Source organism: Vibrio ouci, from assembly GCF_004551525.1.
Classification (GTDB): domain Bacteria; phylum Pseudomonadota; class Gammaproteobacteria; order Enterobacterales; family Vibrionaceae; genus Vibrio; species Vibrio ouci.
In genome coordinates this window covers 17,684-41,279 of record NZ_SATR01000017.1, presented here as the reverse complement: position 1 = coordinate 41,279, position 23,596 = coordinate 17,684, and the positions used below count along the sequence as shown (strand labels likewise).

Below are 23,596 nucleotides of genomic sequence, written 5' to 3'. Positions count from 1 at the left end.
CGATTTTTGAAAAATAGGAATAAAAAAAGCGATAGAGTGTCTCTATCGCTTTCTAAATGCCTTGCGGCAAAACTGTGTTGTACTGAGTTCAGTACACCAATAATCCATTTGTTTTTAGCGCTTTCCCTGCCAAAAGTGTTGTTTGCCACCGTCCTGGTGAGTTTTGGCTTTCCTTTAACTTCCTGCTATCTGGGCTAGTCCTTAGCCTGATCCTTTACGCTGTCTTAAACCATTAGACAAGTCGACCATCCGTATCAAGTAGGTGTCCTACCTACCCTGATTCCATTCCTCAACAACCAAGCATCCTTCGCTTGCGTCCTTGGAGACCTCCTGGTCTGAAATCCTTCATCAGCGCCCTGCCGATAACGATACTTTACCGTGATAACGGCTTTGAACAATCCTCAAAAAACAATATTTTCAGTTAATTTCTCGCGTTCAAATCATAGCCTTAAATTTCAACACCTTGCAGAGATCCCACAGAAAATAGATGAGTAATGTATGGACGATCTCTTACAAGCAGAGTGGCGAGAAAGAACATTGGCTCCGATTGGCGAGAGTGATCGCGATCATACGAAAAAGCCCAGACCGAAGTCTGGGCTTTTTCAATACAACTTATGCTCGAACAAATTCAAAGGGCTTAGTGTAGGCCACCAACATATTTTGAAAGAGTATCGATATCTTCATCCGTTAGCTTCTTAGCGATATCACGCATCATTTCGTTCATATCGTTTGCACGAGAGCCGTCACGGAATCTTTCTAGCTGAGCTTTAATGTAATCAGCATGTTGACCTGAAATTTTCGGGAAGCCAGATAGCTCAGTACCATCACCACGAGGACCGTGACATGCGATACAAGCTGTTAGACCACGTTCAGCGTCACCAGCGGTATAAAGAACCTTGCCAGCATCAACAACATTTTCAGGTGTTGTGTTGTCCGAGATAGGTAGAGATGCGTAGTAAACCGCAAGATCTTTCATATCTTGCTCAGACAGTGGCATAGCCATACCACCCATCACTGGGTCTACACGACCTTGTTTACCACCACTAGTCATACCCAACTTGAATTCTTTCAGCTGCTTTTCAATATATTTAGCATGCTGACCAGCAATTTTCGGGTACATTGCGAGTTGACTGTTGCCGTCAGCACCATGGCAGGCAACACAGGTTTGAGATTTTGCTTTACCAGCTTCTATGCTGCCTTGGGCCCATACGGAGCAGCTGGCTAAAAGACTCAATATTAGCGCTAATTTCTTCATGACATTCCATTTATAATTATCAAGCTTCCAGTACCACTCATGGTACAATAGGCGACCTTATGCCGAGCACGGTTATTTTACACAATTTCACAAAAAAGTAATCAATCGACTACACAAAGTCGAGATGGAGTTAACAGTGAGCGTAAAAATTCATTATCAAAACACTCATTTCATCACAAGTGCGCCGGATATCCGCGCCTTGCCAGCAGATGAAGGTATCGAAGTTGCGTTTGCAGGACGCTCCAATGCGGGCAAATCAAGCTCACTTAATCGCTTGACCAACCAGCGTAGCCTTGCAAAAACCAGTAAAACGCCTGGTCGTACGCAACTTATTAACTTATTTAAAGTGACTGACGGTTGTCATATTGTTGACCTTCCTGGGTACGGCTTTGCACAAGTCCCGTTAGAACTGAAGAAGAAATGGCAAAAATCGCTAGGTGAATACCTACAGAAACGCTCATGCCTAAAAGGCCTAGTGGTACTGATGGATATCCGTCACCCGATGAAAGACCTAGATCAGCAGTTGATTTTCTGGGCTGTAGACAGCGGTATTCCAGTCCAAGTGTTGCTTACTAAAGCCGACAAACTGAAAAGTGGTGCACGTAAGGCACAAGTATTGAAGATTAAGAAAGATGCAGTTGGCTTCGGAGGCGATGTCAGCGTTGCTGCTTTCTCTTCACTAAAAGGACTTGGGGTTGACGTACTGCGTAACAAACTCGATGAGTGGTTTGCACCAGCACTAGCCGAGTCAGTGGTTGAAGAGATCATTGAAGAAGAAAATATCGACGACGAGCAGCAATAATAGCAACTCGATAAATCACTTCTATATAGATAGGCCCTGCAGCAATGCGGGGCTTTTTATTACTATTCCGTAGGGAATAAGGGATATTCCAACAATCGAACACTGTTTCTTTATACTTGCCTAAATTAAATTACTCCACAGGCTGGTTATCCATGAAACGCATCACTTTCCTATCTCTTGCAATGGTCTTCTCTATTTTTGCGCATGCAAATCTTATCGTCGATAAATCCGGCGTTGATGAGAAGGACTATGTTTACGATATGCACCAATGTGAAAACCTTGCTGGAGGAGTAAAAAAGGAGACGCGTTCACGAGGTGCTGTGGGGGGTGCATTGAAAGGCGCTGCTGTCGGTGCGGCGGGTAACGCCATTGCAGGTGGCTCAGGCAGTCAAGGCGCTAAGACTGGTGCTGCGGTTGGCGGGGCTGTCGGTGTCGTTGGTGGAAGTCGAGATCGCCGTGCCAACCAAGCTGCATACGAAAGTGAGCAACACACCGTCATGAGAAATTGCATGACAAACCGCGGCTATACGGTTCTCAACTAATATTATCTCGCCGCAGAAACAAAACGCCCCACCATCCTGGCGGGGCAACGGGAGAGAAATAGTTGTTATAAATTATTGTGCGCCCTAGATTACGAATTTCTCAGTTGAGGTCAACTCGGCTCCCTCTCTATTAACCGCTAGAAAAACCACCCTTCTTTCTGAATTAAAACAAATACTTAAATACAAAACCAACTAATAAAATGAAAGATAATTAGATTGTTTTTCTGCCCAAAATAACCAAACTGTGAATGGAGTAAAGTTACAAAGTTTTGTGTGATTACAGAAAGGTGAATCAATGGCTTATCATGACAATGATTATCGACAACGAGATAGGCAAATAGCGAGATATCGGGAGATATTTAGGCAGCATATTGAGTTTATTGAATTTTTCTTTCGCCCAATAAAAAACGCCCCAGTCAAAAACTGACTGGGGCGGCTGAATCAGCCTAATCCAATAACGTGAAACAAAAGGTCTGAAAGATAGAACATCTTACCTCTGTACCCTACGCAGATTAATGTACAACAATTGGTCAGAAATGAAAACTACTTTTGTAAGTTTTTTTCATTAAAATTTTATTAAATAACATTTTGACAAAATCATCAGGAACTTATTTCTTGATAAAAAAAAGCCAGTGTTTGTGCACTGGCTCATGTTATTTGTTGGTATTTGACTATTTTTTGTCTAGTGCGCCTGATCCCAGTTATCACCATGACCCGCTTCAGCAACAAGAGGAACATCTAGCTCTGCAGCCGATTCCATTAATTCTTGTACTTTACTTTCAATTTCGGTCAAAGCTGACTCTTGAACTTCAAATACTAATTCATCGTGTACTTGCATCAACAGCTTAACGCGACCGTCGCCTTCAGTTTGAATCCATTCATCAACCAATAGCATCGCTTTCTTAATGATATCTGCCGCGGTGCCCTGCATTGGCGCGTTGATCGCCGCTCGCTCAGCCGCTTTACGACGCATACCATTACGAGATTGGATTTCAGGTAGATGTAAACGACGGCCAAAGATGGTTTCAACATAGCCTTGCTCAGATGCCGTGCTACGCGTGTCTTCCATGTACTGCATTACACCAGGGTAACGCTCAAAGTATTTGTTCATGTAATCTTGAGCTTCACCACGTGGGATACCCAATTGCTTCGCTAGACCAAACGCACTCATACCGTAGATAAGACCAAAGTTCACCGCTTTTGCACGGCGACGCTGCTCTGAGCTCACTTGGTCAATGGTAGTGCCCATGATCTCGGCTGCGGTTGCTGCGTGGATATCTTTACCTTGTTGGAATGCGTCCAATAGCGCTTGATCACCTGACAGGTGCGCCATAATACGCAATTCAATCTGAGAGTAATCGACTGCCATGATTTTATAGCCATGTGGGGCAATAAACGCTTGGCGAATACGGCGACCTTCTTCGTTACGGATTGGGATATTCTGTAAGTTTGGATCGGTCGAAGATAGACGACCTGTCGCTGTAACTGCTTGGTGATAAGAAGTATGCACACGCCCCGTTTCAGGGTTAATCATCTTCGGTAGCTTATCGGTGTAAGTTGACTTGAGTTTCGCCAGACCACGATATTCCAAAATCAGTTTTGGTAATGGGTAATCCAGTGCGAGCTCTTGCAACACTTCTTCGTTAGTAGAAGGCGTGCCTGACGGCGTCTTCTTGATGACAGGTAAGCCCATTTTTTCAAACAGTAGTGCTTGCAGCTGCTTCGGTGAGTTCATATTGAACTCTTGCTCAGCAATCTCATACGCCTTCTGTTCAAGCTCATCCAATCGCTGAGCAATCTCTTGCGACTGAGCGCCTAGCTTCATGTCATCAATCAAGACACCAGTTCGCTCAATGCGAGAAAGAACAGGAACCAATGGTACTTCTATCTCTTGATAGATAGCTTTAAGCTTCTGGTCTTGATCGATGTTTTCCATCAAGCGATTGTGCAGGCGAAGCGTCACATCCGCATCTTCTGCAGCATACGGAGACGCTTCATCAAGCTCAATTTGGTTAAAGGTCAGTTGCTTCTTACCTTTACCGGCAATTTGTTCAAATGAGATGCAGCTATGCTGAAGGAAGCGCAGTGCCAAGCTGTCCATATCATGCTTACCACCCACGCTGTTATATACATACGAAGCCAGCATGGTGTCGTGCTTGATACCTTTCATTTCAATGCCGTAGCGCGCTAATACACTGGCATCGTATTTGAGGTTTTGGCCCACTTTCGCTTGAGCGTCATCTTCTAGAATTGGTTTTAACTGCTCTAGTACCCAATCACGATCTAGCTGAGCGGGTGCATCTAGGTAATCATGAGCAACAGGAACGTACGCAGCGACACCTTCTTCGGTTGCAAACGAAAGACCCACAAGATTCGCGACCATGTAGTCTAGGCTGTCAGTTTCGGTATCAAAAGCGAATACCTCGGCTGCTTTGAGCTTCTCTAGCCAAGCGTTAAAGCTTGCTTCATCTAAAATAGTCTCATATTGGCTGCGATCGATGGTCACCGCTGAAGTGTCCATCTCTGCGCCACTTGATGCTTTCGCAGCACCCGTTACAGAGCCAGATTTTTCATCCGCCTCTACTACGCCGTTACCGCCATCTAATAACTCATTGAGCCATGACTTGAACACTAGCTGACCGTAAAGTTTAATCAGTTCGTCTTTGTTTGGTTCCGCTTTTAGTAGCGACTCTGGCGTCTCTTCTAGTTCAACATCAAGCTTGATAGTTGCGAGTTCATAAGACAGTTTGGCATTGTCTTGGTTGTCGATAAGCTTTTTAGCCATGGTTTTAGAACCGCGGAAACCAAGTGGCGCGATATCATCAAGGTTTTGATACAACTTATCTAGACCACCAATACCTTGTAGCAGAGCCGTTGCCGTCTTGTCACCGACACCAGGAACACCAGGGATGTTATCGACTTTATCGCCCATCAGCGCTAGGTAGTCGATGATCAGTTCCGGTGGAATACCAAACTTCTCAATCACACCTTCACGATCCATCACCACATTCGTCATGGTGTTGATCAAAGTAACGTTATCATCCACCAACTGAGCCATATCCTTATCACCGGTACTGATCAGTACTGGCATACCCGCTTGAGAGGCTTGATACGCTAAGGTACCGATCACGTCATCGGCTTCAACGCCAGGGATACAGATCAGCGGCAGGCCCATTGCACGAATCACATTATGTAGTGGCTCGATCTGGCAACGCAGATCATCAGGCATAGGTGGACGATTTGCTTTGTACTCTGGATACATATCATCACGGAAGGTTTTCCCTTTCGCATCAAAGACCACAGCAATACGATCGGAAGCAAATTGACGCATCATGCTACGCAGCATGTTGACCACACCGTAGACCGCATTAGTTGGAATATCGCCATTACTCATCGTGCCTGGGTAGGCATGAAATGCGCGATATAGGTAAGAAGAACCATCGATAAGAATCAACGGATTATCAGGAATATTGGCCATAGTCTTTACGTATCCAAAGAAAATGCAAAAAAGATCTGCTTAGGATGCCATGAGTCCGTCAGTGAATCCATTTTAACTCTCTCAACTCTACTCACACATTTGATTATTCTTATATCAACGGCCAGCCTCACCTGTGGATAACTCTGTTTATATTATTTATACACAGGATATAAAAATGGAATAGAAGCACGACAAAAACACCATAAGCCCATGTAATAAAAGAACATTAACAGAGATCGATCATCCACAGATCGATCTTGAAACGATCTTGCATTGTGGAAAAGACTATTGGTGTCCTTTTATTCGATCCCAAATCGCAGGCATAAAAAAAGCGACATCTTTCGATGTCGCCTAGCAAAAAGGGGTCAAAGCAATTCAGGTGAATGAGGTGCTTTGCCATAAAGCTATAAATTACACTGGAAGCAATGTGAGCAATGTCGTGTCAAAAAGAACTCGTGCAAGTTCGATTAAGTTCAGTGTCATCACCGTCTCCATATTGAATCTGGTAACTCAACGTCCTTGTGAACTTCTCTCATTCCCTAAGACGAGATAAATAATAACCATTCTCATTTGATGCGTCAACAGTTAAATGAGAAAAAATCTCATTTAATTTTTATATCAGTGCTATAGCTGCTTTACGAAGTGGATTCTACTCTCTATAAGAGGATGCTTTTCTTCAAAATTTTCAATCAGATAGCCATTTCTAATCAGCAGTCTCAACATCGCAGGAAATTGATTTCGCGATTTCACTTTTAGCTGCTTATAACCCTGCTCTGCTACCCACTTTTCTTGAATTTCCAACAGTTTTTGCGCCACACCTTTATTGCGAGCCAGTGAGGAAACGCCACCAAACCAGCTGTAAAAGGTTTGCTCATCCAATTGATAACCAATTTTAAAACCAAGTAGGTTGTCCCCTTCTTGCGCGACCTGGATAAGAGAGCGTGCTTTACCTTCCAAACGCGCCGATAAAGTTTCGACCGTCTCTTTATGGGCAAACTCTTGGATCTGCTCTACAACTTGGACACACTCGGCCAATGTGCCCTCTCGGTATATAATGCTCATTGCAACTCTCCAAAACTAGAAAAGGCTGACAAATGCCAGCCTTTTGAATCATTCATTCGATAATGACTACTCTTGCTCTTCTCGCAAGAAGGTCGCTGCTTGAGCATTTTCTTCCGCTAGCCACTCTGCCACGTCTTTGGCAAAGTAAGTCAGAATGCCATCGGCGCCCGAGCGCTTAAAGCACATCAGTGATTCCATCACGGTTTCACGCTCTTTTAGCCAACCGTTGGAAAATGCTGCTTTGTGCATCGCATACTCACCGGAAACTTGGTAAGCAAAAGTCGGAACTTCTAACTCAGACTTCACGCGGCGAACAATATCAAGATATGGCATACCTGGCTTAACCATTACCATATCCGCGCCTTCGTTGATGTCCATCGCCACTTCATGGATCGCTTCATCGCTGTTCGCCGGATCCATTTGGTAGTTCTTCTTGTTACCGCCTTTAAGGTTACTTGCGCTGCCGACCGCATCACGGAACGGGCCATAGTAGCAAGACGCATACTTGGCAGAGTACGCCATGATTTGAGTATTAATGTGACCCGCTTGCTCTAACGCTTTGCGAATCTCGCCGATTCGGCCATCCATCATATCTGAAGGTGCCACAACATCTGCGCCCGCTTCAGCATGAGACAGCGCCTGCTTAACCAAAACCTTAGTAGTTTCATCATTAAGCACGTAGCCCTCTTCATCAATGATGCCGTCTTGACCATGGGTAGTGAATGGGTCGAGTGCCACATCAGTAATCACGCCAATTTCTGGCACATGCTCTTTCAGTGAACGTACCGCACGCTGAACCAAACCTTCTGGGTTGTAAGCTTCAGCGGCACATAAGCTTTTCGCATCTTGGTTTACTACAGGGAATAGAGCGATCGCTGGTACACCTAGCTGAGCAAGGTACTGCGCTTCTTCCAGCATCAAGTCGATCGATAAGCGTTCGATACCCGGCATAGAATCCACGGTTTCGCGGCGATCTTTACCCATCAGGATAAACATTGGGTAGATTAGATCGTTAACAGACAATTGGTTTTCAGCCATGAGGCGACGGCTAAAGTCATGTTTACGCATACGGCGCATACGACGGCCAGGGAATTGACCTTGAATCGAAACTGACACTCTATTCTCCTTGTGTGGTGAAAGTGCTTGAATTGAATAATATCATTCAATGGAGGCGACGCTAGCAACAAAACGTAAAAATGCAGAAAATGACCAAAGGCCCACACTGCCGTATACTGGTGCCACTTAGTTAGCCGAATCATTTGCCCAGAGAACGATCATGATTGATACCCACGCCCATATCTATGCCAGTGAATTTGATGCAGACCGTGATGACGTTGTAAAGCGTGCACTAGCCCAAGGCATTGATAAGATTCTCCTACCGAACATTGACCTAGAATCGATTGAGCCAATGTTAAAAACAGAGGCGAGTTATCCAGAAGTTTGTCGCTCAATGATGGGCCTTCATCCATGTTATGTCGATAGCAATGTGAAACAAACCCTTGAGGTCATTTGCTCTTGGTTCAACAAACATAACTTCATCGCCGTAGGTGAAATTGGCATCGACCTGTATTGGGATAAAACCTATAAAGCCGAGCAGGAAATGGCTTTCATCACTCAGTTAAACTGGGCTAAAGAGATGAAACTTCCAGTGGTGATTCATACTCGCGATTCGATTGAGGAAACTCTGGCGCTACTTCGCCAAGAGCAAGATGGCTCCCTCTCTGGGGTATTCCACTGTTTTGGTGGCAGTGTTGAAGAAGCAAAGGCGATCAATGACCTCGGCTTCCACTTAGGTTTAGGTGGTGTATCAACGTTTAAAAACGGTGGTATGGATAAGGTGATCCCGCACCTTGATATGAACTATGTGATTCTAGAGACAGATTGCCCATACCTAGCGCCTGTGCCACACCGTGGTAAGCGTAATGAGCCTGCCTATACTTCTCTTGTCGCGCAACGAGTGGCGGAACTAAGAGAGATAAGCCTAGCTGAGGTAGACAGCCTAACTACGGCCAATGCGCTGCAGCTGTTCAAACTGTAAATCGAAAAAACAAAAAGGGGTTGATGCTTTCACATCAACCCCTTTTTTCATTGTGGCGATAAGGCCTACTCTTCGACTTCTTCGTCTTCATCTTTACGCTCATAGAAGCGCGCAAAGAACAAACCGACTTCAAACAGCAGACACATTGGAATCGCTAATAGTGTCTGAGAAATCATGTCTGGCGGCGTCAGCATCATACCGACAATAAACGCACCAACGATGATGTATGGGCGCTTCTCACTCAAGCTCTTAGGGTTAGTCGCCCCGGTCCAACATAGCAAGATGATCGCTACTGGTACTTCAAACGCGATACCGAACGCCAAGAACAGCGCTAAAACAAAATCGAGATAGCTGGAGATGTCGGTTGCAAACTCTACCCCGCCAAGAGAAATAGCGGTAAAGAAGCCAAACACCAACGGAAATACCACAAAGTACGCGAAAGCCACACCACAATAGAACAGCAGTGAGCTTGAGAACATCAATGGCATGATCAAACGACGTTCATGCTTATACAAGCCCGGTGCAACAAACGCCCACACTTGGTACAAGATAAACGGCACCGCTAGGAAAATAGCCGCGATTAAAGTCAGCTTTAACGGTGTAAAAAACGGTGACGCGACATCGGTAGCAATCATCGTTGCCCCTTCTGGTAGACGCTCTACCAAAGGCGCGGAGACAAACTCATAGATGTCATTGGCAAAATAGATCAGACCAAGAAACACCACTAGCACGGCAACAATAGCACGTAGCAAGCGGTTACGAAGTTCCAATAAGTGGCTGATCAAAGGCTGTGTCTGCTCAACAGAAGACATGGAAACCTCTACTCAAAAAGATAGAAAAAGAGCTACGGACTTTATACTTCAAGTCGTAGCTCCTCTAAATACGAGACTATTCGGCTTTTTTATCTGCCTGTGGTGTTGGCTGAGTGTTTAAACTTTCAACCTCACCAGCGGAGTCATTGGCGCTGTGAACGGATGCAGCTTGGTCATCCACAGTCTCAGTACTGTTCGTTGCTGAGTCGCTTTTGCTCGCGTACGGACGTTGGACGTCTTGCGCAGCTTGCTTCAGTTGTTCTACTGAAGACTTAAGCTCAGGAGAGAGATCTTCCATCCCCATTTGCTCTGCTTTACGCAAGTTCTCTTGCAGTTCTTGTACCTTAAGCTCGTGAGAAAGTTCGTCTTTCACACTGTTTGCCATACTTTTCGCGGCACCAACAAATTTGGAGACACTGCGAATCGCATGTGGCAAACGCTCAGGACCAAGCACCACCAGCCCAACAACAGATATTAATACCAGTTCCCAAAAACCGATATCAAACACGAGTTACGCCTGCTCTTTGTCTTTCTTAGTTTCAGCAGTTGCTTCTGTTTTCTGCTGCTCTACGCTTTTTTGCTGATCAACAGCTTTTGGCTCGAAATCTGCGTCTTTTTTGTCTTTGTCCGCATCATCTTCGCTCATTGCTTTCTTGAAGCCTTTTACTGCGCCACCAAGATCGCCACCAATACCGCGTAGTTTCTTAGTACCAAACAGTAGAACTACAATGACAGCAATAATAAGAAGTTGCCAAATACTAATACCACCCATTCTTTTTACCTCGGGTCTTATTAAACAAATTTATTTCAAGAGTTTAACGTCTATTGACGGTAAGCTCGCCAACTAAGCAACCAAAATGTGACCCCGCCAATGGCACTGGTCAATGAAAGCTGCTCATAAGTGCTGTTTACCAATATTGCCGAGCATACGACTAATGTGGCACCAACACCAAATAAAAATTTACCGGTCGCCTGCTGACGTTTACTTGAACGATAACCTTGGTAGAGCTGATCCATACGTTGGTTCATCATCTTACCTTGGCGCAAGCTGTCATACAGCAACTCTGGCAGTTCTGGTAGTTTTTCTGCCCAGAACGGCGCGCGATCTTTCACCGCGTTGATCACCGCTTGCGGGCCAACTTGGTTCATCATCCACTCTTCAAGGAATGGCTTAGCGGTCTCCCACAAATCTAGCTGTGGGTATAACTGACGCCCTAGACCTTCCACATAAAGCAGTGTCTTTTGTAGCAACACTAATTGCGGTTGCACTTCCATATTGAAGCGACGCGCAGTGTTAAACAAGTTTAAAAGCACATGACCAAACGAAATTTCACACAGCGGCTTAGCAAAAATCGGCTCACACACAATGCGAATCGCAAATTCAAACTCGTCAATGTTGGTTTCACGTGGAACCCAACCTGAGTCAACATGCAGTTCAGCAACGCGTCGGTAGTCACGATTAAAAAACGCTAAGAAGTTTTCCGCTAAATAACGCTTATCTTCACTGTTTAGCGTACCAACAATACCGCAATCTAGCCCAATCCAACGTGGATTCTCTGGATGTTCTGGTTCAACAAATACGTTGCCAGGGTGCATGTCGGCATGGAAGAAGCTATCGCGAAATACCTGAGTAAAGAACACACTCACACCACGTTCCGCTAGAAGCTTCATGTTGGTGCCGTTGGCCTTCAAGCCTTCAATATCAGAAACTTGAATGCCGTATATTCGCTCAGAAACCATGACAGTTTCATTACTAACGTCAGTAATGACCTCTGGCACATACAATTCTTCGCTGCCTTCGAAGTTGCGACGTAATTGAATTGCATTGGCCGCTTCACGACGTAGGTCTAGCTCATCCAATAATGTTTTTTCGTACTCACGTACCACTTCGACTGGTTTCAATCGACGTGCTTCAGGAAGCGCTTTGGCGACTATACGTGCCATTCGGTACATAAGTTTTAGATCTGCATCAATGACCGGGCGAATATCTGGCCTGATGACCTTTAATACCACTTCTTGGTTAGTCTGTTTGAGCTTAGCGGTATGCACCTGAGCAATTGACGCCGACGCTAGCGGTTCAATCTCAAAATCATCAAACCAAGTATCCAGCGGACCACCTAATGCTTGCTCCATTTGCTGTTTCGCCAACTGGCCATCAAACGGTGATACTTGGTCTTGCAGTAAGGCTAATGGGTCTGCGATATGAGGAGGAAAGAGGTCGCGGCGGGTCGACATCATCTGACCGAACTTAATCCACACTGGGCCAAGTTCTTGTAGTGCTAGACGTAATCGGTCACCCAGCGGCTTTTCTGGATGTTGATTTTTAATCCAGAACAGACTTTTTCTTAGCAGAAGAGGCGCTTTAGTTAACTGATGTTCAGGAAGCAGTTCATCAAGCCCATACTCAAGCTGGACTCGAACGATATGATATAAACGGCGCAGCTCAGTTAGGGTCATGCAAGCTCCAACAATTTATTGAGCTTCGCTTCCACGCGCGCTGCCTGACTTTTCACATCATCAACCTGATCACAGAAATGTGCCACTTCTAGCGGTGCTGGAGCAATCTTCCACTCTTCCGTTAGTACCTGCGCAAGATGGTTTTGATGCTTACTCGCCTGAGCTTTAAGCATATTGCCAACGCCAGTAACACCTTGCACAAGCGTATGTGCAACGACATCACCTGTCAGTTTAGATAACCACTCTTCAAGATCTGGTTTGCAATCGGTCATCAGCTGCGAAAACTTCTGCGCAAGTTGGATATCACCTTCTAACACCAACTTATCTTGCTTGATGAGCTTAGTGATATTGGATTGATCACGCAGCTCAGGCAATACCGATAAGTTAAGTGATAGATAACAATCAGGTTGCCCTTCGTAGTTAGCCAGCACATCAATCTGCTGACTAAAGATGAATGTCAGGGTCTTATTGAGTTCTTTGAGGTTAACTTGAATCACTTGCCCTTTAAGGCGAGCAAGTCGACGACCCAATTCTGGATCGTTTTTAACCAATGTATTGAGTGTGGTCTCAATGACCGCAGTAACAAGAGGTTCAAATGGCATCGTCAGCAACCTTAGAACTTATAACCACGGTGCAACGCCACAATACCACCGGTTAAGTTGTAGTAACTGGTGTTATCAAAGCCCGCTTCATCCATCATGCCTTTCAAGGTTTCTTGATTCGGGTGCATACGGATAGATTCAGCAAGGTAACGGTAGCTTTCTGCATCGTTGGCCACCAGCTCACCCATCTTAGGTAACAGGTGGAATGAGTAGGTATCGTAAATTTTTGATAGCGGCTCTAGGATTGGCTTAGAAAACTCAAGCACAAGGAGACGACCACCTGGCTTTAGCACACGGTACATAGAACGCAGCGCTTTATCTTTATCTGTTACGTTACGTAGACAGAAGCTGATAGTGATGGCATCAAAGTAGTCATCTGGGAATGGCAGCTCTTCAGCGTTGGCTTGTACATAGTGAACGTTGCCAACAATGCCGTTGTCGCGCAGTTTGTCACGGCCAACATTGAGCATAGAGTTATTGATATCAGCCAGAACCACATGGCCTTTTTCACCTACGATGCGTGAAAACTTAGCAGTAAGGTCACCGGTACCACCACCAAGGTCTAGAATACGCTGACCAGGACGAACACCACTACAATCGATAGTGAAACGCTTCCACAGGCGGTGAATACCACCCGACATTAGGTCATTCATAATGTCGTACTTAGCCGCCACAGAGTGGAAAACTTCAGCAACTTTCGTCACTTTCTCGTCTTTTGCTACGGTTGTGAAACCAAAATGCGTGGTTTCATTTGATTCTAAAGCTGTATTCGATTGCACGCTTGTATCCGTCATGATGATTCCTCTTCGAGCAGCGCTACTAATTAATACGACCTAAGCGCTGCGGGCGATTAGTTTACTTTATCCTCATCCGGATGTCTTTCGGCGAAAGAATCATTTTTATCCAATACACGCTTTTCTGTGAGGCCATCGTGTTGAGCAAGTTGGACCAAATCACTTGAGATTGGCTTTTTCACCTCAACCCCGAGCTGTTTAAAGCTTTCAGCTTGGCGAATCACATTACCTCGACCACTTGCTAACTTGTTCATCGCGCCTTGATAATTCTGGTTGGCTTTATCTAACGCACCGCCCAAACTTTCCATATCATCAACAAACAGGCGTAGCTTGTCGTAAAGCTTACTGGCTCGCTCGGCGATGATTTGTGCATTCTGGTTTTGACGTTCATTGCGCCATAAATTGTCGATAGTGCGTAGTGCTACCAGCAAGGTTGTCGGACTGACCAAGATAATGTTTTGCTCCATCGCATCTTTGACCAAGCTCGGATCCGCTTGAATCGCCACTTGAAAGGCAGGCTCAACCGGAATGAACATCAGTACATAATCGAGGCTTTGAATGCCTTTCAGTTGATGGTAGTCCTTATTGGATAAGCCTTTAATATGAGCACGCAATGCAAGTAAGTGGTCACTTAGGGCGCGTTCCCTTTCGGCGTCGGTTTCGGCGTTAAAGTAGCGTTCATAGGCGACCAAAGCCATCTTCGAGTCAACCACCACCTGCTTATCTTGCGGTAGGTAAACAATCACATCGGGCTGATAACGCTTACCCGCTTCGTTTTGCAGACTGACTTGGGTTTGATATTCATGACCTTCACGCAGACCAGATTCCGCTAGCACACGCGCTAGTACCACTTCGCCCCAGTTGCCCTGCTGCTTGTTGTCGCCTTTAAGTGCTTGCGTCAGGTTGAGCGCTTCTTTGGTCATCTGCTCGTTCAAACGCTGCAGGTTTTTCAACTCATGCACCAGCGTGTGACGCTCTTTGGCTTCTTGGTTAAAGCTGTCATTGACCTGCTTCTTGAAGCCTTCTAACTGTTCACGCAATGGTGAAAGCAAGCCATCGAGGCTTTGGCGGTTTTGCTGGTCAACTTTGGCGGTTTTCGCCTCAAACAGTTGATTAGCTAAGTGCTCAAATTGCTGCTTAAGGCGCTCTTCGGCTTGCTCTAGCAATTGCAGCTTTTCTTGATTGGCTTTGTTTTGTTGCTCGTGACGCGCTTCTTGCTCACGCAGTTGGGCCTCAAGCTGTGATTTATGCTCGCGAACTTGGTTTAGATCGTCAGCATACTGCTGGCGCTCTTGTTTGACCGCATCGAAATAGCGCAGCTTCTCTAGTACGGCCATCAGTTTGCCGTGAGACTGTTTGAGCTCGTAGGCAGCTTTATCTCGCTCGCTATCGAGTTCATCCAGCTCGCTTTGCGCCTCAGCTAACTCTTTGTGTAACTGGGCGATTTGACTCGTGGCCAACTGCTGATTTGATTCTAACTGCTGCTCTAAAAGCTGATTGTCGAAGCGCATTTTCTGTTTGACCCACCAGCCAACAGCGACACCACTGGTAATTGCGCCCGCTACACCGCTGACCAACACACTTTGATGCTCAAGAATCCATTGCATAATAACGATTTAACTCTTCTTTATTTGGTATTGATAATGGTATTTTACCACTGGATAAATGTCCAGTTTGTCGGTTAGATATCGAACAGCTAGACTAGGCGCTCCGTACTCTGTACCACTCTTGTGACCACTGAACGATAAGTCGTTGGTTTTATTAAAGGAATATCATGAACGAGCGTCGCGCTTTAGGATTAGGTTTATCCGCTGTACTACTCTGGTCGACGGTAGCCACTGCTTTCAAACTCACCCTAGCTGAGTTCTCTCCCATTCAAATGCTCACTGTGGCGAGTATTGTTTCTGCCATTGCGCTGATCATCATCTGCGCGGTGTCGGGCAAATTGAAGTTACTATCGAGTACTTTTCTTTCTAATCCTTGGTACTACCTATTACTAGGCCTTATCAATCCACTCGCTTACTACATCATTTTGTTTAAAGCCTACGATTTGTTACCCGCCTCTCAAGCACAAGCGATTAACTACAGCTGGGCAATCACCTTAACCTTAATGGCAGCGGTATTCCTCGGACAAAAAATCCGAACGAAGGATTGGATTGCATGTACCTTTAGTTACCTTGGCGTGATTGTTATTGCGACCAAAGGTGATGTGCTAGGGCTAAACTTCGATAGTCCACTGGGTGTTGGTCTAGCTCTGCTATCGACACTGCTTTGGGCGGGCTACTGGATTTTGAATGCCAAGAATAAAGCGGATCCAGTCGTTGGCGTATTGCTCGGCTTTTTGGTCGCGATTCCATTTGCGATTGGTTTAACCCTCTATGAAGGGGAAAGTTTTGCTCAGATAAGCACTCAAGGTTGGCTAGCGGTGACCTATGTCGGTTTATTTGAGATGGGTGTAACATTTGTTCTGTGGCTTAGCGCTTTAAAAGCAACGCAAAACACCGCTCGAATCAGCAACCTGATTTTTGCATCACCATTTATTTCATTGATGCTACTGGCCAGCATCATCGGTGAACAAATTCACCCAGCGACGTTGGTCGGCTTGGTACTGATTATCACAGGATTAGTGATCCAACAGATCAAAGTCGGCAAAAAAGATCAGTCGAAACAAGCCGCTTAACAACTTGATAACTTGGTCTATCAGCCATCAAATAGCTGATAGGCCAATTCACTGCCCTGTCCTCTTACTCCATCGATTTTGACCGCCAGTTCTGGCGAGGCATGCAGTGCCTGCGCTGCCTTACTGTTGGCCAGATAACGCTGCTTTTCGGCCTGATCAAACATATTATCCCAACGTTGGTGCGCATCGCGCGCTAGATACATCAGACAAGCCAAGCGTTTTGACTCGACCGCTTTAGCTGGGTGATTAACGTTAGCAATCGCATCAACCAATTGATTGGGGAACATCCAGCTTTCTGCTAACGCCGCACCTAACTGCTGCGCATCAACCCCTAACAGCTCTCGCTGCACTTGGGCTGGGTTTTCTCCACTAGAGATTCGATGACTAATAATCACTGCTTTTTCTGGCTCAAGGGTATGAATCATCAGCTCACCGATATTGTGTAATATCCCGGTACTAAAGGCTTCATTGGGGTCGAGCTTAATATCTTTGGCGATGGTACTGGCAATGGTGGCGACTTCAAAAGTACCCGCCCAGTAGTCTTTAACGTTAAGGGTTTCAATTTTAGGAAAGGTAGACGCGAGAATCGAAGATGAAATCAAATTACGGATCGCGCCAATACCTATCCGAACAATCGCATCATTGATGTTAGATACCCCTTTGACTCCGCCAAATTGGGCCGAGTTAGCCATCCTGAGCACTCTCGCCAATAACACCTGATCCATCGCCATTTTATGGGCCAAATCACCAAAATCGATCGACTCTCGATTGACCATTTCCAGTAGTTCTTGCAATACACTTTCGATACGTGGCAGCTCGTTGATACGAGAGATCAGTGCTTGTTGACTCATAGAGTTCACTCCTTGCGCCTAATGAGTTGTACTTCATTAATATAGGCTAGGATTAGCGCCTTGGGATGATAATTGTCGCCGTTATCGTGACCTTGACACCAAGTTCAAATTCTCAACACTCAACCATGTCAAATAGACACCAATAATCTAATTAGACAAAATTTCATCCTGTCATTTAGACACAATTTAACGTAAAAAGCCTTTAATAACAGCAAAGTAAGACTGGGCATGCTTCTTGATATAGCTATAACAACTCAACTAAATAGGAAGCGCGCTATGTCGTTTATCAATACACACCACAAACCTGAAGGCCTCTCCGAAAAGACCGCTCTATTGGTCACACGTATTCTTAAAAAAACGCTTAACTTGTTCTACGGTAAACATCTAGCCAAGCGTGCTATGTTACTTGAAACCATCGCCGCTGTTCCTGGAATGGTTGCTGGAGTGTGTAACCACCTAAAAGCTTTACGCAGAATGAAAGACGACGGTGGTTGGATCAAAGATCTACTGGATGAGGCGGATAATGAACGCATGCACTTGATGATTTTCCTTGATGTCACTCATCCATCAATTTTTGAGCGTATCATCGTCATGTCACTGCAATTTATCTTCTTGTTTATCTACGGTTTTATTTATTTAATTTCCTCTAAGACCGCCCACCGCATCGTGGGTTATTTTGAGGAAGAGGCGTGCAATAGCTACTCGGAGTATATTGAAAAGATCGAAAGCGGCGCACTGCCAAACCTACCTGCACCAGAAATTGCTTTGAGCTACTATCAGCTTCCAGACAACGCAACCTTCCTCGATGTTCTGCATCGTATTCGTCAAGATGAAGCCAAACATCGCGATAATAATCATGAGTTTGCCGATCTCTATAAAAGCCGCACACTGCCGGCGCACCAAAGTTAATCAGCATACAAAAAAGCCAGTATCCAACGATACTGGCTTTGTCATAAATAAGTGCTTACTTACACCCATTGCCCTGCAACGAAGCCTGAGCTCCAACACCACTGGAAGTTATAGCCACCAAGCCAACCCGTCACATCCATCACTTCACCGATAAAGTACAAACCTTTGAACTGCTTACATTCCATGGTTTTTGATGACAGATGATTGGTGTCTACGCCGCCTAAAGTTACCTCTGCAGTGCGATAGCCTTCGGTGCCATTTGGTGCAATTTGCCAATTTTCGAGAGTATGCGTGATCTCACTCAGTTGCTTGGCATTGAACTGCTTGAGCGGCTTGTCTTGCAGTACTTTTCGATCAATCAGTACTTCGACTAAACGCTTCGGTAATACCTTTGCTAAGGTGTTTTTCAGGCTCTGATTTGGGTGCTTCTCAAGTGAGCGTTGCAATAGCTCATCAATATCCGCTTCTGGCACCAAGTTAATCGTGATCTTTTCGCCCGCTTTCCAGAATGAAGAGATCTGCAGTACCGAAGGACCGGACAAGCCACGGTGAGTAAACAGCAGCGCTTCTTTAAATACCGTCCCATCTTGCGCGGTGATCTCAGCCGGAATCGCGATTCCAGACAATTCAGCAAAGGCTTCTTTGTCTTCTTTGTGCAGGGTGAATGGCACCAGCCCCGCAGTGGTCGAAATAATATCTAGACCAAATTGCTCGGCAATTTTATAACCAAATGGCGTCGCACCCAATTTAGGCATCGATAATCCACCTGTCGCAACGACCAGAGACTGACACTCGATCACGCTAGTATTGGCATGCAACGTAAAGCCAGATTCCGTTTGCTCGATATGATGAATGTCTTGCTGATAGCGTTGGCTAACGCTTGGATAGTCACACTCAGCCAGTAGCATTTTGACGATATCTTTTGAGTCATGATCACCGACACAAAATAGCTGTCCATGGTCACGCTCTTCAAACTCGATACCGTGCTTGCTCACCATCGAGATAAAGTCCCAGTTGGTGTATTGCGATAAGGCCGATTTTACAAAGTGTGGATTTTGACACAGGTAGTTGTTGGCAGAAACATCATAGTTGGTGAAGTTACAGCGCCCACCACCAGCGATCAGAATTTTGCGCCCCGGCTTTTTGGCATGATCGAGCACTAATGTTTTACGACCGCGTTTACCCGCTTCTGCCGCACACATTAAACCTGCCGCACCCGCACCGATGATGACAACATCAAACTTTTCTGTCATGAACAACTACTCATAAAAAACCAATAAAAAAGGATGTGCATAACGCACATCCTTTGCAATTTGAGCGGATATTCTAGCGATATTTAATCAGATTGCCAATTCGCTGCTTAAAGAATCATCGCCGCCAGTAACGTCACAGCCAGTAAAGAGGTCGATAAGATAAACAGCTCTCGAACCCGATCGCATTTACCTGTAAACACCTCATCATGGTGATGGTGGTACTCTTTACTCTTAATGTAGTGGAAGAGGCGGACTTGCTTGGTCACATTACCATGGGTGGTAAAGAAGCCATTGCCATCCACCTGTTGATATAACAGCGGGTGTGCTTCTCGCATGATATAGATTAAAGAACGCAGTGCAGTCAGGTAACGAGCCATGTTAACCACGGTTACCATCATTAGCGCAAATAGAATGGTGTCAGCATTGATCATCTTTTCCTCCCTACATCTTCATGTTTGCCCGGAGAAAAAGACGATCTACTTAGAGTGTCTTGTGCTGAATGTTACTCAGCAGGGGCATCCATAATTGAAGATGAACCTTCTTTTGCCAAAGCAGCTAAGTCTTTATCGATAAAGAACAGCGCTTTGCCATCTTCACCAACAAGATCCAGCTTATCTAAGATCCCTTTAAATAACTTCTCTTCCTCGTGCTGCTCTGCAACGTACCACTGTAAGAAGTTGAATGTTGAATAGTCTTGAGATGTAAACGCGACATGAGCCAGTTTATTGATTTTCTCAGTAATCATTTGCTCATGTTCAAATGTCTCGCGAAATACGTCGCCAAGGCTATTGAACTCGTGCTTTGGTGCTTCGATCGCACCTAAAATTGGCATTGCACCGGTTTCACTCACGTAAGTGAATAAACGCTGCATGTGCTCCATTTCTTCTACGGCGTGGGCACGTAAAAATTCAGCTGCGCCTTCGAATCCCTTGTCTTCACACCAAGCACTCATTTGTAAGTATAGATTGGATGAGAAAAATTCGAGATTAATTTGCTCATTCAATTGTTCAACCATTGCTTGAGAAAGCATTTGCTACTCCTACTAAGTCTCTGAAGTTAAATTGACTATATCATGTTCGCAACCATAACACTTTGTCTAACAAATGTGGATCTGAGATCACTCTTGCAAAATTTCTTCAACCAAGGTGCTAATCTTTAAACAGATACTTACAAGGAGATAGCATTATGAGTTATCAGCATATTTTGGTTGCCATCGACCTCTCTGAAGACAGTAAATTGTTGGTCAACAAAGCGGTATCCTTGGCCAAACCTCTTGGCGCCAATATTTCGTTTGTCCATATCGATGTGAACTACGCAGAGCTCTACACTGGACTGATTGATATCAACTTGGCAGAGACCCAGCATCAAGCGATTGAGGCATCTCAGAAGCAACTGCAAGACCTCGCAGAACATGCCAATTACCCAATCAAACATACCTTAGTCGGCAGCGGTGATTTAAATAACGAGCTGTGTGACACGATTAAAGAGTTCAATATCGACTTAGTGGTTTGCGGCCATCATCAGGATTTTTGGAGCAAACTACTCTCGTCAACTCGACAACTGATCAACTGCTCTCCGGTCGATATGTTGGTAGTACCACTCAAAGACTGATTCCTGAAGCGTATTAATATAGAATGCGCCCATAGTTTTTGATAATGAGTCTTAATCATGGGTTATCTATCTGCCGTCACGCTACTGTGGGCATTTTCTTTCAGCCTGATTGGTGTCTACCTCGCCGGTCAGGTTGACTCTTGGTTTTCTGTTTTTATCCGAGTGGCACTTGCGAGCTTGGTGTTCCTGCCATTTTTGAAGTTTAAAGGTGTTGATAAGGGGCTTATCGTGAAGTTGATGACCGTAGGTGGTTTTCAACTCGGTTTGATGTACTGCTTCTACTATCAGTCGTTCTTGCTGCTATCCGTGCCTGAGGTTCTACTCTTTACCATCTTCACTCCTATCTATGTCACTTTGATCTATGACTTACTCAAACGTCGTTTTTCACCTTGGTACTTAGTAACCGCCGCGATTGCGGTAGCCGGTGCAGCGGTGATCAAGTTTGCCGAAATCAATGAGAACTTTATTGTTGGTTTCTTAGTGGTACAAGGAGCAAATGTCTGTTTCGCGATTGGACAAGTTGGCTATAAATACCTAATGGAACAATATGACGTCGACCTGCCACAGCACTCGATCTTTGGTTACTTCTATTTAGGTGCCCTGTGTGTTGCAACGGTTGCGTTCGCTCTGATGGGCAATCTAGACAAAATGCCAACCACCAGCACTCAATGGGGAGTATTAATTTATCTTGGTTTAATCGCTTCAGGTGTCGGTTACTTCGCTTGGAACAAAGGTGCAACCATGGTCAATGCGGGCGCTCTGGCGGTAATGAACAATGTACTTGTCCCGGCAGGACTTATCGTTAACATCCTCATTTGGAACCGCGAGGTCGATCTGGTGCCACTGACAATTGGCGGGGCAATTATTTTGCTTTCTCTGTGGGTCAACCAGACTTGGGTGAAACGCAAAGTCGAACAAAGTTACCAATCGGCGTAAACAAAAAAGCTCTCCAACTGGAGAGCTTTTTTATATCTAGTGAATGCTTGATTGATTCTGCGCTGACCTTGCCTCAGGCATTAGCGCTGCCAACTCTTTTGAGTACTCAATACTGGCTTCAAGTTTCTTCTGTCGCTTCAATAACTTGTTTTGCTTTTTAGCCAACTTCAGCAATTTCTTTTGCTGTTTAAATTGCTTCTTCAACGCTTTGTTGGCTTTCTTTACTGCCTTCTCATCAGCTAAATCCACCATACTGAGCGCGATATCGTCAGCAGGTTTATCGGTAGTGATGACTTTTTGCAGTTGGGCTTTCTGTTTCACCTTTTCCACCACACGGCGCACTGCTTGAGCTTTTTCCTCTGAACGAGAAGGAAGTGCTTCCGCCAACAAAGCACAGCTCTGCTGCTCTTGGAGTGGCTTATTTTGGCAGTGCTGAGGAGGAATCGCTGCGGGCTTACAAAGTGATGCACTTTCCGCAGATGAGCGAGCACATGAACGGCAGACATACTTAGGTTCAACAACCAAGCGATGGATATCACCTAAGTTTTCCGCAATTTGCTTGCGATTCATCTTACAAAGTCGTTTAGCCACTCCAGCTAATAATACGAATAGTTCTTAGTAAGATATACCCGCTAATTAACCAATAGGCAAGCTTTAAAAGTGGCTAACAGATACGGTGTGCGCTAAGTCATTGATGCGTTGACATAAACATCAAATCGATTCTTTTTGGTCTCTATCGCCATCGATGGTTTACGCTCATTTAACCAATTTGCATAGTCTGGGCGCTTAACTACAACACGCTTAGTGGCAAGAGCTAATGCTGGCTCTAATAACCCATCTGCATCCAAGTCAGCACCGACTAATGACTGAAATACGCGCATCTCTTTTTTGACCAAAGCGCTCTTCTTTTTGCTTTCTGGGTGCGGATACATAGGATCCAGGTAGACCACATCAGGCTTAACAAAGTCAGCGTCATTGGCAAGATCGCTCAATGCACTGAGGCTTGATGCGTGAATCAAAGACATACGCTCACTGACCCACTGACCAATTTCAGCATCTTGTTTCGCGCGCTCTAAGCCATCATCCAACAAAGCTGCGACCACTGGATGTCGCTCGACCATTTGCACTTTACAGCCTAAAGAAGCCAATACAAACGCATCACGCCCTAGCCCAGCCGTTCCATCAAGAACTGTCGGTGTGGTGCCTTTATTTAGTCCTGCCGCTTTGGCGATCGCTTGGCCTTTACCACCACCAAACTTACGACGATGCGCGACAGCGCCACTGGCAAGATCGACAAAGATAGCACCTAGCTTTGGCTCATCCAGCTTACGTAACTCCAATTGCTGTTCGGTCAATACCAATGCAAACGGGCTATCTTCGCTATGGGTTAACCCCCAGCGCTCTGTCAGCTGTTGAAAACGGTCTAATTGGGTTGAGTCTTCACAATGAAGTTGTAGTTGCACGGAGTGCTCCAAAGCCTAGTCACGATATAGGGTACGCAGTGTACTGGATTT

25 protein-coding genes are annotated in these 23,596 nt (G+C 45.3%); 7 read left to right on the top strand and 18 right to left on the bottom strand.

All coding sequences use genetic code 11. The annotated features are described in order from the left end of the window. Nucleotides 1–637: 637 nt before the first annotated feature. Nucleotides 638–1,255 carry a c-type cytochrome gene (locus ELS82_RS12475; RefSeq protein ID WP_134835758.1) on the bottom strand — a complete coding sequence of 206 codons (618 nt, stop codon included), beginning with the start codon at nucleotides 1,253–1,255 and terminating at the stop codon, nucleotides 638–640. 136 nt (nucleotides 1,256–1,391) lie between these two features. On the opposite strand from ELS82_RS12475, the gene yihA reads away from it, so the two are divergent. Next, on the top strand, nucleotides 1,392–2,057 hold the full coding sequence (gene yihA / locus ELS82_RS12470; RefSeq protein WP_134835757.1) for a ribosome biogenesis GTP-binding protein YihA/YsxC: 666 nt from the start codon (nucleotides 1,392–1,394) through the stop codon (nucleotides 2,055–2,057). Nucleotides 2,058–2,209: 152 nt separating this feature from the next. Then, on the top strand, nucleotides 2,210–2,599 hold the full coding sequence (locus ELS82_RS12465; protein WP_134835756.1) for a glycine zipper family protein: 390 nt from the start codon (nucleotides 2,210–2,212) through the stop codon (nucleotides 2,597–2,599). A gap of 441 nt (nucleotides 2,600–3,040) precedes the next feature. On the opposite strand, the gene spfP is transcribed toward ELS82_RS12465, so the two are convergent. The 4 genes from spfP to hemB form a co-directional block, all read right to left on the bottom strand. After that, nucleotides 3,041–3,088, bottom strand: a complete 48-nt coding sequence (gene spfP, locus ELS82_RS27900) for a small protein SpfP (RefSeq protein ID WP_438356636.1) — start codon at nucleotides 3,086–3,088, stop codon at nucleotides 3,041–3,043. 193 nt (nucleotides 3,089–3,281) lie between these two features. After that, complete coding sequence (gene polA, locus ELS82_RS12460) at nucleotides 3,282–6,077, bottom strand: DNA polymerase I (RefSeq protein WP_134835755.1); 2,796 nt, start codon at nucleotides 6,075–6,077, stop codon at nucleotides 3,282–3,284. A 624-nt stretch (nucleotides 6,078–6,701) separates the two neighbouring features. After that, a complete protein-coding gene (locus ELS82_RS12455; RefSeq protein ID WP_134835754.1) occupies nucleotides 6,702–7,139 on the bottom strand; it encodes a GNAT family N-acetyltransferase in 438 nt (145 codons plus the stop codon). Between the two features lie 66 nt (nucleotides 7,140–7,205). After that, nucleotides 7,206–8,255: a porphobilinogen synthase gene (gene hemB, locus ELS82_RS12450; RefSeq protein ID WP_134835753.1), complete on the bottom strand. Its 1,050-nt coding sequence runs from the start codon at nucleotides 8,253–8,255 to the stop codon at nucleotides 7,206–7,208. Between the two features lie 160 nt (nucleotides 8,256–8,415). Here hemB and ELS82_RS12445 point away from each other — a divergent pair, with 160 nt between their 5' ends. Beyond that, a complete protein-coding gene (locus tag ELS82_RS12445; protein ID WP_134835752.1) occupies nucleotides 8,416–9,177 on the top strand; it encodes a TatD family hydrolase in 762 nt (253 codons plus the stop codon). Nucleotides 9,178–9,242: 65 nt separating this feature from the next. On the opposite strand, the gene tatC is transcribed toward ELS82_RS12445, so the two are convergent. From tatC to rmuC, 7 genes are all read right to left on the bottom strand, one after another. Further along, nucleotides 9,243–9,989 (bottom strand): twin-arginine translocase subunit TatC, encoded by a 747-nt coding sequence (tatC, locus tag ELS82_RS12440; protein WP_134835751.1) that lies wholly within the window; start codon nucleotides 9,987–9,989, stop codon nucleotides 9,243–9,245. Nucleotides 9,990–10,065: 76 nt separating this feature from the next. Beyond that, nucleotides 10,066–10,497: a Sec-independent protein translocase protein TatB gene (gene tatB, locus ELS82_RS12435; RefSeq protein ID WP_134835750.1), complete on the bottom strand. Its 432-nt coding sequence runs from the start codon at nucleotides 10,495–10,497 to the stop codon at nucleotides 10,066–10,068. A 3-nt stretch (nucleotides 10,498–10,500) separates the two neighbouring features. Then, nucleotides 10,501–10,761: a Sec-independent protein translocase subunit TatA gene (tatA, locus tag ELS82_RS12430; protein ID WP_004409706.1), complete on the bottom strand. Its 261-nt coding sequence runs from the start codon at nucleotides 10,759–10,761 to the stop codon at nucleotides 10,501–10,503. Between the two features lie 50 nt (nucleotides 10,762–10,811). Further along, the gene (gene ubiB / locus ELS82_RS12425; RefSeq protein ID WP_134835749.1) at nucleotides 10,812–12,446 is read right to left on the bottom strand and encodes a ubiquinone biosynthesis regulatory protein kinase UbiB; all 1,635 of its coding nucleotides are present in this window, start codon (nucleotides 12,444–12,446) and stop codon (nucleotides 10,812–10,814) included. After that, complete coding sequence (locus tag ELS82_RS12420; RefSeq protein ID WP_134835748.1) at nucleotides 12,443–13,048, bottom strand: ubiquinone biosynthesis accessory factor UbiJ; 606 nt, start codon at nucleotides 13,046–13,048, stop codon at nucleotides 12,443–12,445. The genes ubiB and ELS82_RS12420 overlap by 4 nt, the downstream gene beginning before the upstream one ends. Nucleotides 13,049–13,059: 11 nt before the next feature. Further along, nucleotides 13,060–13,842: a bifunctional demethylmenaquinone methyltransferase/2-methoxy-6-polyprenyl-1,4-benzoquinol methylase UbiE gene (gene ubiE, locus ELS82_RS12415; protein ID WP_053440724.1), complete on the bottom strand. Its 783-nt coding sequence runs from the start codon at nucleotides 13,840–13,842 to the stop codon at nucleotides 13,060–13,062. A gap of 56 nt (nucleotides 13,843–13,898) precedes the next feature. Then, nucleotides 13,899–15,449 carry a DNA recombination protein RmuC gene (gene rmuC, locus ELS82_RS12410; protein ID WP_134835747.1) on the bottom strand — a complete coding sequence of 517 codons (1,551 nt, stop codon included), beginning with the start codon at nucleotides 15,447–15,449 and terminating at the stop codon, nucleotides 13,899–13,901. A gap of 167 nt (nucleotides 15,450–15,616) precedes the next feature. Here rmuC and ELS82_RS12405 point away from each other — a divergent pair, with 167 nt between their 5' ends. Further along, nucleotides 15,617–16,522: a DMT family transporter gene (locus ELS82_RS12405; protein WP_134835746.1), complete on the top strand. Its 906-nt coding sequence runs from the start codon at nucleotides 15,617–15,619 to the stop codon at nucleotides 16,520–16,522. Between the two features lie 20 nt (nucleotides 16,523–16,542). On the opposite strand, the gene ELS82_RS12400 is transcribed toward ELS82_RS12405, so the two are convergent. Next, nucleotides 16,543–17,373, bottom strand: a complete 831-nt coding sequence (locus tag ELS82_RS12400; protein WP_134835745.1) for an HDOD domain-containing protein — start codon at nucleotides 17,371–17,373, stop codon at nucleotides 16,543–16,545. Nucleotides 17,374–17,649: 276 nt separating this feature from the next. On the opposite strand from ELS82_RS12400, the gene ELS82_RS12395 reads away from it, so the two are divergent. Beyond that, a complete protein-coding gene (locus tag ELS82_RS12395) occupies nucleotides 17,650–18,282 on the top strand; it encodes an alternative oxidase (protein WP_134835744.1) in 633 nt (210 codons plus the stop codon). A 59-nt stretch (nucleotides 18,283–18,341) separates the two neighbouring features. On the opposite strand, the gene ELS82_RS12390 is transcribed toward ELS82_RS12395, so the two are convergent. The 3 genes from ELS82_RS12390 to ftnA form a co-directional block, all read right to left on the bottom strand. Continuing rightward, complete coding sequence (locus ELS82_RS12390; RefSeq protein ID WP_134835743.1) at nucleotides 18,342–19,535, bottom strand: BaiN/RdsA family NAD(P)/FAD-dependent oxidoreductase; 1,194 nt, start codon at nucleotides 19,533–19,535, stop codon at nucleotides 18,342–18,344. 107 nt (nucleotides 19,536–19,642) lie between these two features. Then, nucleotides 19,643–19,966, bottom strand: coding sequence for a universal stress protein UspB (uspB, locus tag ELS82_RS12385; RefSeq protein WP_004409720.1), 324 nt, complete (start codon nucleotides 19,964–19,966; stop codon nucleotides 19,643–19,645). 71 nt (nucleotides 19,967–20,037) lie between these two features. Beyond that, nucleotides 20,038–20,565: a non-heme ferritin gene (gene ftnA, locus ELS82_RS12380; protein WP_004409725.1), complete on the bottom strand. Its 528-nt coding sequence runs from the start codon at nucleotides 20,563–20,565 to the stop codon at nucleotides 20,038–20,040. 155 nt (nucleotides 20,566–20,720) lie between these two features. Here ftnA and uspA point away from each other — a divergent pair, with 155 nt between their 5' ends. Together uspA and ELS82_RS12370 are read left to right on the top strand one after the other, a co-directional pair. Further along, nucleotides 20,721–21,146 (top strand): universal stress protein UspA, encoded by a 426-nt coding sequence (gene uspA, locus ELS82_RS12375; protein WP_134835742.1) that lies wholly within the window; start codon nucleotides 20,721–20,723, stop codon nucleotides 21,144–21,146. A gap of 57 nt (nucleotides 21,147–21,203) precedes the next feature. After that, nucleotides 21,204–22,082, top strand: a complete 879-nt coding sequence (locus ELS82_RS12370; protein ID WP_134835741.1) for a carboxylate/amino acid/amine transporter — start codon at nucleotides 21,204–21,206, stop codon at nucleotides 22,080–22,082. A 36-nt stretch (nucleotides 22,083–22,118) separates the two neighbouring features. On the opposite strand, the gene ELS82_RS12365 is transcribed toward ELS82_RS12370, so the two are convergent. Further along, nucleotides 22,119–22,673, bottom strand: a complete 555-nt coding sequence (locus tag ELS82_RS12365; RefSeq protein WP_208733161.1) for a hypothetical protein — start codon at nucleotides 22,671–22,673, stop codon at nucleotides 22,119–22,121. Between the two features lie 92 nt (nucleotides 22,674–22,765). Further along, nucleotides 22,766–23,545 carry a class I SAM-dependent methyltransferase gene (locus ELS82_RS12360; protein WP_134835739.1) on the bottom strand — a complete coding sequence of 260 codons (780 nt, stop codon included), beginning with the start codon at nucleotides 23,543–23,545 and terminating at the stop codon, nucleotides 22,766–22,768. Nucleotides 23,546–23,596: the final 51 nt, after the last annotated feature.